Annotated in this window: 10 protein-coding genes and 1 pseudogene; 7 read left to right on the top strand and 4 right to left on the bottom strand. The window is 39.4% G+C overall.

The window, feature by feature from the left end:
* Positions 1-47 precede the first annotated feature (47 nt).
* The 5 genes and pseudogenes from ACYU0V_RS15930 (at position 48) to ACYU0V_RS15950 (ending at position 5993) form a co-directional block, all read left to right on the top strand.
* A pseudogene (locus tag ACYU0V_RS15930) lies at positions 48-167 on the top strand (hypothetical protein).
* Positions 149-1351 carry an acetate/propionate family kinase gene (locus ACYU0V_RS15935; RefSeq protein ID WP_461848208.1) on the top strand — a complete coding sequence of 401 codons (1203 nt, stop codon included), beginning with the start codon at positions 149-151 and terminating at the stop codon, positions 1349-1351. The pseudogene ACYU0V_RS15930 and the gene ACYU0V_RS15935 overlap by 19 nt, the downstream one beginning before the upstream one ends.
* Positions 1352-1396: 45 nt before the next feature.
* On the top strand, positions 1397-3541 hold the full coding sequence (gene pta, locus ACYU0V_RS15940) for a phosphate acetyltransferase (protein ID WP_461848209.1): 2145 nt from the start codon (positions 1397-1399) through the stop codon (positions 3539-3541).
* A 228-nt stretch (positions 3542-3769) separates the two neighbouring features.
* Positions 3770-5296, top strand: coding sequence for a fumarate hydratase (locus ACYU0V_RS15945; protein ID WP_002115045.1), 1527 nt, complete (start codon positions 3770-3772; stop codon positions 5294-5296).
* Positions 5297-5438: 142 nt separating this feature from the next.
* The gene (locus tag ACYU0V_RS15950) at positions 5439-5993 is read left to right on the top strand and encodes a DUF2059 domain-containing protein (RefSeq protein ID WP_174740234.1); all 555 of its coding nucleotides are present in this window, start codon (positions 5439-5441) and stop codon (positions 5991-5993) included.
* 24 nt (positions 5994-6017) lie between these two features.
* Here ACYU0V_RS15950 and ACYU0V_RS15955 read toward each other — a convergent pair whose 3' ends face one another.
* The 4 genes from ACYU0V_RS15955 to tig form a co-directional block, all read right to left on the bottom strand.
* Positions 6018-6734: a DUF2846 domain-containing protein gene (locus ACYU0V_RS15955; protein WP_002115030.1), complete on the bottom strand. Its 717-nt coding sequence runs from the start codon at positions 6732-6734 to the stop codon at positions 6018-6020.
* Between the two features lie 152 nt (positions 6735-6886).
* Entirely contained in the window at positions 6887-8200 is a 1314-nt protein-coding gene (clpX, locus tag ACYU0V_RS15960) for an ATP-dependent Clp protease ATP-binding subunit ClpX (protein WP_002114726.1), read from the bottom strand.
* A 105-nt stretch (positions 8201-8305) separates the two neighbouring features.
* Positions 8306-8911, bottom strand: a complete 606-nt coding sequence (gene clpP / locus ACYU0V_RS15965) for an ATP-dependent Clp endopeptidase proteolytic subunit ClpP (RefSeq protein WP_002114870.1) — start codon at positions 8909-8911, stop codon at positions 8306-8308.
* Positions 8912-9103: 192 nt separating this feature from the next.
* A complete protein-coding gene (tig, locus tag ACYU0V_RS15970; RefSeq protein WP_461848210.1) occupies positions 9104-10438 on the bottom strand; it encodes a trigger factor in 1335 nt (444 codons plus the stop codon).
* Between the two features lie 414 nt (positions 10439-10852).
* Here tig and ACYU0V_RS15975 point away from each other — a divergent pair, with 414 nt between their 5' ends.
* Positions 10853-13141 (top strand): TonB-dependent receptor, encoded by a 2289-nt coding sequence (locus ACYU0V_RS15975; RefSeq protein WP_461848212.1) that lies wholly within the window; start codon positions 10853-10855, stop codon positions 13139-13141.
* Between the two features lie 106 nt (positions 13142-13247).
* Entirely contained in the window at positions 13248-13931 is a 684-nt protein-coding gene (locus ACYU0V_RS15980) for a Fe2+-dependent dioxygenase (protein ID WP_032054373.1), read from the top strand.
* The last annotated feature ends 283 nt before the right edge of the window (positions 13932-14214 follow it).

The raw sequence follows: 14214 nt of genomic DNA on the forward strand, positions 1-14214 counted from the left end.
TCTTAAGTCTAATGGGCTAAAGTCTATCTTGGACAGAAAAACAACACATGCTAAAACATGACAACCCGTTCAATCTGTATCAAAAAATAATACATCTTGAATAGGAAGTTAGGAAAACTATTTTAAATCAGGACTTGGGTATTTCAACGTGGCTACATCAGTATTAGTTATCAATTGCGGCTCTTCATCTATTAAATACGCACTGGTTTCAGAGCGTCGTGAAGATCGTATTTACGGTTTAGCAGAAAACTTGGGGGCAGCTGATGCTCGTATTAAGGGAATTACAGTAGGTGGTGAACCACTTGAACTATCAATCCCTTATGCTGACCATGCCAAAGCTTTAGAAACTTTACTTGCACGTCTTGCCAACTACAAACCGCAAGCAATCGGACATCGTGTTGTACACGGTGGCAGTTTAACCAAAGCAGAATTACTCACTCCTGAAATTATTGAACGTATTCGTGCTGCGACACCTTTAGCTCCACTTCATAACCCAGCACATTTAATTGGTATTGAGGCAACCGTACGTCTATTTCCTGAATTACCTCAAGTTGCCGTATTCGACACTGCATTCCATCAAACGATGCCACCGCATGCATACCGTTATGCAATTCCTAAGTTTTTATATACTGACCACAATGTCCGCCGTTATGGCTTCCATGGTACAAGCCACGCCTATGTGTCTGACAAAGCGAGTGAGCTGGCAGGTAACCTGAAAAAAGGTGGATGGTTAACAGCCCACTTAGGAAACGGCAGTTCAACTTGCGCAGTATGGAATGGACAAAGTGTTGATACCTCTATGGGTCTTACTCCACTTGAAGGTGTGGTAATGGGAACGCGTAGTGGTGACGTTGATCCAAGCTTACACAGCTTCCTTGCCAAAAACCTCGGTTGGGATTTAGCAAAAATTGATAAAGTTTTAAATAACGAAAGTGGCTTACTTGGCTTATCGCAATTGTCTAACGACATGCGTACAGTGATTGAAGCGGCTGAAAATGGTAATGAAGATGCTTGTCTTGCAATTGAAGTGTTTAGTTATCGTCTTGCAAAATCACTTGCTGCATTAAGCTGTGGTTTACCAACTTTAAACGGTCTAATCTTCACGGGTGGTATTGGTGAAAACTCAGCTTATATTCGTGAAAAAACCTTGGCTTATTTACCTCATTTTGGTTTGCAGCTTGATAAAGATCAAAACAATAACTTAAAGCGTGGTACTGAAGGGCGAATCGACAACGGAAATGGTCCACAAATTTGGGTCATTCCTACAGACGAAGAAGGCCGTATTGCCAAAGAAACTCGTCAAGTTGTTGAAGCGGCAGAAAATACAGCATCTGTAGCAAGCCTTGCTTAATCAGATCCTAGCGAAAACTCGATATTCGTTTATTTATAGGTTTATATGAATACAATTTTATTGATTCCTACAGGCGAAGGGGTTGGCCTAACCTCTGCCTGCTTAGGTATGATTTACGCACTTGATTGCAACGGGATTAAAGCTGGCTTTTTAAAACCATTTTCTCAAGAAGACCAAGAGCATCTTGACCGAACCACTTCATTATTTGGTCATTTATTTCAAAGTAAAACCGTTCAATCTATTTCGCATGAAAAATTAACTCAGCTTATTGCTGCTGGGGAAGTAGATGAATTACTTGAAGAAGCGGTTAGCCTTCATCGTAGTGTTGCAGCAGACCATGATGTCATTATTGTGGAAGGCTTATTACCAAACGGACAAGACCATTTTGCCAGTGAGCTCAACGCAAGTCTTGCACAAGCACTTGATGCAGAAGTCGTGCTAGTCAGCACAGCAGATATTCAAAACCCGAAAAAAGCAGCAGAAAAAGTAGATGCTCATTTACGCCAGTTTGGTGGAGCAGCGTCAAATCGTACTGCTGGCGTACTGTTTATGCGTACCCGTGGATTAACTGAAGAAACAGCACAAATTCCTGTTGCGTTTGATCCATCGTTACGACCGACTGAAGAAATCGCAAAATTTACGACTGAACTGCAAAAATATAATCGTTATTTTGGTTCTAGTGATTTACCGATTATTGGGCTGGTTCCATTTAGTAACACGCTAAGCGTACCTAGAACACTTGATATTGCCAGCGTTATTGATGGGCAATGGCTACATCAAGGTGAAGCTAAAACACGTCGTATTTTGCATTCAAGTTTAATTGCTTCAAGCATTGAATATGAACTGAATAAGTTTATTGCAGGCGAATTAATTATTAGCGCATCTGAGCGTACCGACGTTTTACTTGCAAGTAGCTTAGCAACCAGCAACGGTATACCTCTGGCAGGTTTGGTACTTACGGAAAGAGAAGCGCCAGCACCAGAGCTTTTAGAATTTTGTCAAAGTGCAATTAAACAAGGTTTGCCAATTTTACATACCCGTTTAAACACACTTGAAACCGCTCAGCGTTTATCTAATTTTGGTAATGAAATTCCAACCGATGACACTGAGCGTGCCGAACAAGTGACTCGATTTGTTTCAAGTCATATTGATGTTGAATGGCTTAAACAGCACAGCAACAATGCTGCCACCCCTCGCCTGTCGCCATCGGCTTTCCGTCATGAATTGGTGCAAAAATCAATTGCAGCTAAAAAACGGATTGTGCTACCTGAAGGTGATGAACCGCGCACCATTCAAGCTGCGGCAATTTGTCAGGCACGTGGTATTGCTGACTGTATTTTGCTAGCTAAACCAGATGCTGTGCACGATGTTGCAAAAGCACGCGGTATTGAATTACCTGCCGAATTAGCAATTGTCGACCCCGATAGTATTCGTGACCAATACGTTGCACCAATGGTTGAGCTACGTAAAGGCAAACTCAACGAGCTTCAAGCGAAAGAACAACTTCAAGATACCGTAGTGCTTGGCACCATGATGTTAGCCTTAGATCAAGTCGACGGTTTAGTTTCAGGTGCGGTACACACCACAGCGAATACGGTCCGCCCAGCATTCCAGCTCATCAAGACAGCACCTGAATATTCACTGGTTTCATCAATATTCTTTATGCTTTTGCCAGATGAAGTTTATGTATATGGCGACTGTGCGATTAATCCAGATCCAACCGCAGAACAACTTGCTGAAATTGCAATTCAGTCTGCTGATTCGGCTAAAGCTTTTGGAATTGATCCGCGTATTGCCATGATTAGCTACTCAACTGGTACTTCCGGAACAGGCGCTGATGTTGAAAAAGTACAGCAAGCAACTCAAATTGCTCAACAACGTCGTCCTGACTTACTGATTGATGGTCCACTTCAATACGATGCAGCTTCAGTTGAAAGTGTGGGACGACAAAAGGCACCAGACTCACGCGTTGCTGGCCGCGCAAATGTATTTATTTTCCCAGACTTAAATACAGGCAACACAACTTATAAGGCGGTACAACGTGCTGCAAATGTAGTCAGTGTAGGTCCAATGCTGCAAGGCCTCAACAAACCAGTCAATGACTTGTCTCGTGGAGCATTGGTAGATGACATCGTCTTTACCATTGCGTTAACGGCAATTCAGGCAGAACAGCAAGCCGCCGCCAAATAATTAATATAATTAACCTTTACTACCTCTCGCCATTTGATGTCCGCTCAAATGGCTTTTTTTATTTTAGTCATTCAAAAATAAATAATTTTCCGATTTCTGGCATTTAAATCACATCAATATGTTCTTATGCGACTTTCGGTCAAAAGATCAACCAATCTCCCACAACACTGTCTTTTTGTCATATAATTTAGCCCGCTAGCTAACAGCCCGCTCAAGAGATTTTCTGGTATGACAACGATTATCAAACAAGATGACTTGATTACATCGATCAAGGACGCCCTACAGTTTATTTCGTACTATCACCCGCAAGACTTTATCCAAGCGATGAGCCGTGCTTATGATCGCGAAGAAAACAAAGCCGCAAAGGATGCAATTGCACAGATTCTAATTAACTCTCGCATGTGTGCGGAAGGTCATCGTCCAATTTGCCAAGATACTGGTATTGTTAACGTTTTCCTTGAAGTGGGCTTAGATGTTAAATTTGATTTAACAATGAGCTTAGACGATGCAGTAAATGAAGGTGTTCGCCAAGGTTACCTTGAAAACAGTAACGTTCTTCGTGCATCTGTACTTGCTGACCCTGCATTTGGTCGTAAAAACACAAAAGATAATACCCCTGCTGTAATTCACTACAAACTCGTTCCGGGTAATAAAGTAGATATTACTGTTGCTGCTAAAGGTGGCGGTTCAGAAAACAAATCTAAGCTTGCGATGCTTAACCCATCTGACTCGATTGTTGACTGGGTTCTTAAAACTGTTCCAACAATGGGTGCAGGCTGGTGTCCTCCGGGTATGCTCGGTATTGGTATTGGTGGTACTGCTGAAAAAGCCATGATGCTTGCTAAAGAAGCACTCATGGAAGAAATCAACATGGACGAATTACTTCGCCGTGGACCAGAAAACAAAATCGAAGAGCTTCGTATCGAAATCTTTGAAAAAGTAAACGCACTTGGTATTGGTGCTCAAGGCCTAGGCGGTTTAACGACTGTTCTTGATATTAAGATTAAAGATTACCCATGTCATGCTGCTGGTAAACCAGTAGGTATGATTCCTAACTGTGCTGCTACTCGTCATGCTCACTTCCAGCTTGATGGTACAGGTGTAGCTCATATTCAAGCACCAAAACTTGAAGACTACCCATCTGTAACTTGGGACTCTTCACAATCTAAACGCGTAAACCTTGATACCATTACTCAAGAAGAAATGGATTCTTGGAAACCAGGTGACACATTACTTCTTAGCGGAACAATGTACACAGGTCGTGATGCTGCGCACAAACGTATGGTTGAGATGATCGACAATGGTGAAGAATTACCAGTTGATCTTAAAGGTAAATTTATTTACTACGTTGGCCCTGTTGATCCAGTGGGTGATGAAGTCGTTGGTCCTGCTGGCCCTACAACTGCAACACGTATGGATAAATTCACACGTAAAGTATTAGAACATACTGGCCTATTCGGTATGATCGGTAAAGCTGACCGTGGTCCTACAGCAATTGAAGCAATCAAAGACAACAAAGCAACTTACTTAATGGCAGTTGGTGGTGCGGCTTACCTCGTATCTAAAGCTGTTCGTGAAGCTGAAGTTGTTGCGTTTGCAGACTTAGGTATGGAAGCAATCTACAAATTCGTAGTTGAAGATATGCCTGTTTCTGTTGCAGTTGATGTAAACGGTACTTCAATTCACGCAGTAGCCCCAAAAATCTGGCAAGCGAAAATTGGAAAAATTCCAGTAGTCGATGCAGCAGCTGGCTAATCAAGAAAAGCACCGAATTCGGTGCTTTTTTTATGTATTCTTTTTTTATTTTAAAATCTGAAAAGAATTGTAACAATTACTTCGTCAATCTGTGCTATTAATGAAAGCACCCTCTCGCCAAATATTGAATATAGGTCATTTCATGACTATTCGCCCTATTCTTAAAAATCTCTCAATCAGCCTCTGCCTAAGCTGTATTACCACAAGCTTATTTGCCTCTCCTGCCAAATTAAGTTCAGTTAAAGAACTCATGCAAATGAGCCAAATTGATTACCTGCTTAAAGAATCAATTAATGAATTAACACCTTACTATGATCAACAGGCAGAACAGATCGTTAGTAATATCACGGGTATCAAAACTTTAGGTCCAAAAGAAAAAGAGGCCGCGAAGAAGTTAGGTTTACTCCTAAAAGATTCGAGCAATCAGCTCATTAGCAATCCAAAAACCACCCAAGCCTTACAGGATATTTATCTTAAGACTTATACTGAAGAGGAAATTCAGGCTAATCTGAAATTTTTAAAAACCCCAGAAGGCCAATCAATTACGCGCAAAAATGTACAGATTATGGGGCAAATTTCAGAATATATGATGGAGTTGGGACAGCAAACATTTAATGACCCTAAAGCACGAGATCATATGCAAGAAGAGATGCTTAAAATTCTTGCACCGTTGATGAAAGATAAAGAAAAGTCTTAACTTTTCTTTATCTTTTGCAGCTCATTACCAAGTTAAAGGATTCCATAATTTAAATGGCTTAATCAGATGTACATCTGATTTTTCATCATATTTGGCTGGCTTTAATTCTTGTGGTTTATGGCGGATCTTTCCTGAAGCATCTTCAGCCACAAAATTATAGCTAGAAGATTTCAACTCGGTAAATGCTATCTCTCTACGTCCAATATTGTCTTGCATTAACATAAATGGACCAGTATGTTCACTTCGGTCCATTTTATTTTCTTCATCATATTTCAAATAATAAGACGTTCCCGCCTCAACAGTGATATCAATATATTTTGGTTCTTGAAAATGGATACCAAGTAAAGGGCGGCTCGCAGAAAGACGATACGTTCCTGCTGGTAATTCAATCCAGTAATAATGATTATGTAATAGACTCGGAATACGCTTACCATTCACAAAGAGATTAATCGCTGCGATTTCCTGACGATTCCATTTCGTGTCTGGTCGATATAGATAAACTACAGCTGCCTGTTCATTTTGTGGTTTGATTGGAGCAAAAGTCTGACCCAATTTTTGGTTGACCCACCCTCCTACAGTAAAACCGCCTAAATGATATTGATCTAATAAACCAGGTTCTTTTTCAACATCAACTTTAGGTAGAGTCGCGGTCAATTCACTCGGATTTTTTTCTAAATGAGATGAACTTTGACAGCCCACAAATAGTCCTGCACAGCACAAAGATACGATTAAATAACGCATGGCATCCCTCAAAGCGTTTTGTTTTTGATTTATTTTTTACACCGCAAAACTATGCGTATTTTGTATTTTTAAGATTAACACTACCCATATAAATTGAAAACAAAAAAAGCATGAATCCCTAACGCGATTCATGCTTTTTAGATGAATGAAATCTATGCAGACTTCGAATCAATAACCTTTAAATCTGCCTTAGCAACACTTTCATGCGTTGCAGCTTCTTTAGGTTGGCGTTCAGCCTGATAAACAGGTTCTGCTTCACCATTAATGACTGCTTCATTAATAATGACTGTTCCAACATCTGTACGACTTGGTAAATCATACATAGTTTCAAGCAGTACGTTTTCCATAATAGAACGTAGACCACGCGCACCCGTATTACGTTCAAGCGCTTTTTTAGCAACAGCACGTAATGCAGAATCTTCAAAGATCAGATCAACATTTTCCATAGTGAAAAGATATTGATACTGGCGTGTTAATGCATTTTTTGGCTCAGTCAAAATTTGCATTAAAGCTTCTTCGTCTAGCTCTTCAAGTGTCGCAATCACTGGTAAACGACCAATGAATTCTGGAATTAAACCAAATTTCACTAAGTCAGTTGGCTCAACCTGACGGAACAATTCAGCAAGCTTTTTGGTTTCATCTTTGTTTTTAACGTCAGCTGTAAAACCAATACCGCCTTTCTCTTGACGCTGTTGTACAATTTTTTCCAAACCAGAAAATGCACCACCACAAATAAATAAGATATTTGAGGTGTCAATTTGGATAAACTCTTGCTGTGGATGCTTACGACCACCTTGAGGCGGAATCGAAGCAACTGTACCTTCAATCATTTTTAATAATGCTTGTTGTACACCTTCACCAGACACATCACGCGTAATTGATGGATTTTCAGATTTACGAGTAATCTTATCAATCTCATCAATATAGATAATACCCTTCTGAGCCTTCTCTACATCGTAGTCTGCTTTTTGCAAAAGCTTTTGCACAATATTTTCAACATCCTCACCCACATAACCAGCTTCGGTTAATGTTGTTGCATCTGCCATCGCAAATGGAACATCTAAAAGGCGAGCTAATGTTTGCGCAAGTAAAGTTTTACCTGAGCCAGTAGGGCCAATCAGTAAGATATTACTTTTAGCAATTTCTACTTCTTTAGACACATGTCCATTATGACCAACTTTTAAGCGTTTATAATGGTTATAAACCGCAACAGATAATGTCTTTTTGGCAAGATCTTGACCAATAACATATTGATCAAGCGCAGCACGTATTTCATGTGGTTTTGGCAATGCCTTGCTCGCCCAGTCACCTGCTTCAACCTGTTGGCTGGTTTGTACAAGGTCTAAGCAGACATCCACACATTCATTACAAATATATGCGTCCTCACCCGCAATCAGTTTCCCGACTTCAGACTGCGTTTTACCGCAAAATGAACAATGTTTTTGTCCTTGAGGATGTTCGGACATATTCACTCCACAAATAGAATCTTAAATATTAGGGCAAGATGCACTGCATAAATAACTAAATGGAGATCTTTTTCAACATCTCAAGTTATTTATATAAGAAGGTCCTTATGGACGCTTACTTAATACCTGATCAACCAGACCATATTCTTTAGCAGCTTGGGCTGTCATAAAGTTATCGCGGTCAGTATCACGAGCAACGGTTTCATAGTCTTGACCACTGTGCTCTGCCATTAAGCGGTTCAAGCGCTCTTTAATAAAGAGAATTTCACGCGCATGGATTTCAATATCCGATGCTTGACCACGGAAACCACCCAATGGTTGATGAATCATGACACGGGCATTTTCTAAACAATAGCGTTTGCCTTTAGCGCCCGCATTTAATAAAAATGCACCCATTGAAGCAGCTTGACCCATACAATATGTCACGACATCAGGCTTAATAAACTGCATCGTGTCATAAATGGCCATGCCCGCTGTCACAGATCCACCTGGAGAGTTGATATAAAGGTGGATATCTTTATCAGGATTTTCAGCTTCTAAAAACAACATTTGGGCAACGATCAGATTTGCCATGTTATCTTCAACTTCACCTGTCAAAAAAATGACGCGCTCACGTAAAAGTCGTGAATAAATATCAAAAGAACGTTCGCCGCGAGAAGATTGTTCAACCACAACAGGAACTAAAGCATTTTCAATTGTTGGAACATACATACGTTATTTATTCCTAAATTTTTTGTGACTTAACCTATGGCAACAATATGCGGGATAATTTCTCAAATTGCAAAAGGTTCGCACTGAAATATTATATTATTTATACCTAAGTACTTAATGCCGCACTCTAATTGACCACATAAAGAAAAACAAAAAAGGCGCCTGAGGCGCCTTTTTCTGACTTTTAAAAGATTAGCCCATACGGCGAGCTTGTTGTTCTTTCAATAAGTCATCATAAGATACAGCTTTGTCAGTCACTTTAGCACCAGCTAAGATGTGATCAACAACTTGATCTTCTAATACAACTGCTTCGATTTGAGCACGTTGTTGAGCATCATTTTTGAAGTATTCGATCACTTCAGTTGGATCTTCGTAAGAAGAAGCCATGTCGTCAATGTAAGCATCAACGCGAGCTTGGTCAACTTCAAGTTTAGCATCAGCTAAAACTTTGCTTACCAATACGCCAAGCTTAACAGAACGCTCTGCTTGTTCTTTGAACAATTCGTCAGGAAGCATGCTCTTGTCAAAAGATTGCGCGCCTGCACCACCAAATTGTTGAGTGAACTGTTGAACCATTTGTTGACGTTGACGGTCAATTTCTTGAGCAACCATTGCAGTTGGAACTTCAACTTCATTCGCAGCAACAAGAGCATCAAAAGCAGCTTGTTTAACTTGGTTACGTAAACCATTGCGAACTTCACGTTCCATATTCTTACGAACGTCAGCTTTTAACTTCTCAACGCCTTCTTCTTCAGTTACACCGAAGATTTTTAAGAATTCAGCATCAATTTCTGGAAGTTTAGATTTTTCAACTTGCTTCACAGTGATTTTGAACTGAGCTGCTTTACCAGCCAAGTTTTCAGCTTGGTAATCTTCAGGGAAAGTAACGTCAATTACTTTCTCTTCACCAGCTTTCATGCCAATGATGCCATCTTCGAAGCCAGGGATCATACGACCTGAACCTAACACAAGTTTAAAGTCTTCAGCAGAACCGCCTTCAAACTTCTCACCATCGATAGTGCCTTCAAAGTCAAAAGTCACTTGCATGTCTTTTTTCGCCATACCCTTGGTTACAGCCCAAGTTTGACGTTGTTTTTGCAAGTTTTCGATCATAGCGTCAACGTCAGCGTCTTTGATTTCAGCTGATTTACGTTCAACTTCTAAGCCGTCAAATGCTTTTACTTCAACTTCTGGATAAACTTCTACAGTTGCTTCAAAAACTAAAGCGTCTTCTTTATGTTCAACTTTCTCAATGTTCGGCATACCTACCGCATTGATTTTTTCTTGTTGAATTGCTTCAAAAACGCTATCACGAATGATCTCATTTACAACTTCTTGATAAATGCTTGCACCGTATTCGCGACGAACAACGTTTTCAGGTACTTTACCTGGACGGAAGCCGTTGATCTTCACAGTTTTGGCAGTGCGCTTCAAACGAGCTTCAAATTGCTCGTTAATACGGCTCGTCGGTACAGACACATTTAAACGACGGGCAACGCCCGAAACCGCTTCAGTCGTTACTTGCATGGCTTCCTCGATAAAAATTAGTTAGTAGGAACAGTTTTTAAAAAAGTGCTGTATTATATGACAACTTTCAAGATATACAAAATTAACCGATCACTTGATGTAAGTGAAGGACATTATTCTAGTAAATTTCACAGTAATTTTATGATTCTTTAAATATTTTTAATAAGTACTTAAGTAAAACTAATTTTTTAGTTATTCTTTATAAATCTAAAATTACAATTAAACTTTGAATTTAATCGCTTTAATAAACAATTACCAATAATCAGTAGATTAGCTACATAAAAGTACAATTTACCATTCAATTATTCATTTTCTCTTCATAATTCAATTGGCAAATCCAATTAACACAAACTGTACATATAAATAAGAATTATTATTATTCGCATAACCTTTTAGTTTTAGAGTCCTGAAGTTATGTCTTTGATTAGAACACGTAAAAAAATTGTTTCTTCTGCAATAGCTTCATCGCTATCAATGATTGCAACAACAGCCATCGCGCAAGAAGCAGTTTCACAATTACCAACAATTCATGCTAAAGCGACTCAAGAAGAATCTTTAAAAGTAGATCAGTCTGCAAACTCTAAATTCGTAGCTCCTCTCAAAGACACACCAAAATCAGTCTCTATTCTTTCTCAAAAATTAATTAAAGATACAAACTCTAATACCCTACTCGAAGCGTTACGCTATGAACCTGGTATTACGTTAGGTGCTGGTGAAGGTGGTACCCCGTTTACCGATATGCCTTACATTCGTGGTTATAGCGGTCAGTCTTCTATTTATGTTGATGGTGTTCGTAATACAACGTCTCAAAATCGCGATATGTTTGCCATTGAACAAGTAGAAGTCATCAAAGGCTCTTCTTCTGCTCTTGGTGGTGGTGGTAGCGTTGGCGGAAGTATTAACTTAATTCCTAAAGTTGCTCATGAAGGTGACGTTTATCAAGGCAGTATCCAAGGCGGTACTGATAACTATCGTCATATCCAACTTGATGCCAACAAAGACTTTGGAAATGGCATTGCTGGTCGTGTTGTTATTATGGGTCACGAAAATGAAAAAGCTGGTCAAAGTAACGGTGCAGAATATGCCCGTGCCGGTATTGCCTCAAGTCTTGCATTTGGTTTAGATACGGCAACTCGTGGAACACTAAGCTACTACTATTTACGTAGTAACGATGAACCTGATGCAGGTATTCCGTTTAACAATGCAAACCCAACCAAACCTCCTGTTGGAGTTATTGTAACTCCTGGTGACGGCAAGCCTGTTGATGTAAAAGCTGGAACCTACTATGGCTGGAAAGCGCGTGATTTCGACAAACGCGAAAACCACATTGGTACGTTTAAGCTAGAACATGATTTTAATGAAAATCTTACCTTGTCTAATATAGCAACCTACAACAAATCTAAATCTGATTATGTTTATACGAATGCTGATGACTCTAAGGGTAATATTTACAGAGGCACAATCGCTCGCCGTGCGTTAAGCCGTATCTTAGATAGCGATGCTTATAGCGATCAGCTTTCTTTAAGAGGTAAATTCAACACAGGTAGCCTAAAGCATTCTTTTAATGTTGGTACCGAGTGGAGCTTCCAAGAAACTGATCAGGGTGTACATACTTTTACTAATGCTGCTGGTGAAACCACATCGACCATTTTAGACAGCAATATTCAAAACTGTACTTCAGCTGCTGCTGTGGCAAATGGCTGGTGTACGAGTTTAAATAATCCTGGAAATGGTGCCTTCACAGATAAGCGTGGATCTATCACTGCACAATCGACCACTCGTAGTCATAATGTAGGCGTGTATGCTTTAGATAGTATCGAATTTAATCCACAATGGTTACTTAACTTAGGTGTTCGTTGGGATAAATTTGAAACTGAGAAAAAATATAATAAGGACGTAAGTGGACGTACTCCTCATAAAACTGGTGATAAATTAGAAAGTGATACAGATTACTTCTCTTACCAAGCTGGTTTAGTTTTCAAACCAACCGAAGATGGTAGTATTTATTTAAGCTACGCTACATCAGCAAACCCTGTAGGTGTACTTGCTGAAGGCGATACAGGTTCAGATTCTATTAGCGACTCAGGTGCTGCAAGTGCGAGTGCAAATGATCTAAAACCAGAAGAAGCTCGTACTTTTGAACTAGGAACTAAATGGGACCTGTTTAACAATCGTGCGAACTTAACAGCAGCAGTTTTCCGTACTGAAAAGCAAAATACGCGTATTCAGATCGACCCAAATACGACAGCCAATGCTGGTAAAAGTAAAGTTGATGGATTTGAAATTAGTTTGAACGGAAAAATTACCGACAAATGGGATGTTTCTACAGGCTATAGCTATTTAGATAGTGAAATTACTGAAGCGGCATACAATGCAGTTGCTCAAGAAGGTAAACCATTACCATTTGTAGCGAAAAACAGTGCTACCTTATGGTCTACTTACCGAGTAATGCCTCAATTGACTTTAGGTGCTGGTGTTGAATATCGTGATCAAGTTTTCGTAAATACAACTGCTCCGAAATATTTGCCAACCTACACTATTTACAATGCTATGGCTAAATACGACGTGAACAAGAATGTAAATTTACAGCTTAACATCAACAATATCTCTGATAAGCGTTATTTCACTAGTGCACATGCAGCTCACTACGCATTTGAAGGCAATGGTCGTAATGCTGTCTTAGCGATTAACTTTAAATACTAGGTTTAAATTCCATAATTTATTTATGGAATTAATTGAAGTTCATATAAAATAGCCTCGTCATGAGGCTATTTTTACAAATGAAGTATCTATTAAAAAGGTGTTTGCCGTGATTCATCATATCCCCAATGTTTTAAGCAAAGAGCAAGTTGCCGAGTTCCGTAAGCTCATGGAAGACGCCAATTGGGTAGGTGGGAAAGTGACTGCCGGCACCTTGTCTGCTTCTGTGAAAAGAAATCAGCAACTCTCAGAACAAGATCCCCTTACTCATCATTTAAGTGATCTTGTCATCAAAGCAATTTGGCAAAATCCAGTATTTCAGGCTGCAGCCCTACCCCACAAAATTATTCCACCGCTTTTTAATCGTTATGATGAACATGAAAGCTTTGGTTTCCATGTAGATAACTCAATTCGCCTTATCCGTGGAACTTCTGAACAGCTACGCACTGATTTATCTTGTACATTATTTTTAAGTGAACCAGATGAATATGAAGGTGGTGACCTAGTGATTGAAGACACTTATGGTTATCACGAAGTCAAATTACCGGCAGGTGATGTGGTGCTCTACCCTTCTACTAGCCTACATGAAGTCAGCAGTATTACCTCTGGTACTCGTTTTGCTTCTTTTTTCTGGGTACAAAGTCTGGTTCGAGACGATAGTAAACGCCATCTCTTATTTAATCTTGATGAGAGCATTCGAGAACTACGCAAATCACACGGCGATAACTACCCAGAAGTCATGAAGCTCACCAACATTTATCATAATTTAATTCGAATGTGGTCAGAGCTGTAACTATATTTATTTTTGCCTTTTTAATTCTTAACAAACTTTTTTTCCTTAAAAAGGCAAGAATATGAAAATAATTTTCCATAAAAAATAAAACAGCGCAAAATTAGAAAATTATTTTCTAAATTATTTAACTAAAATTATGATAAGAATTTTGCACAAGGTGTAATCATTGTTTAGATGTGATATATCTAAATAACAAGATTACCTGCAAACCACCAAACTTATTATTTCACGGTCTAGAGATGAAAACGAATTACTTGTTTGCCCAGCCTACTCAAGCAAGACA

The sequence above is a fragment of the Acinetobacter sp. X9 genome, assembly GCF_054889255.1.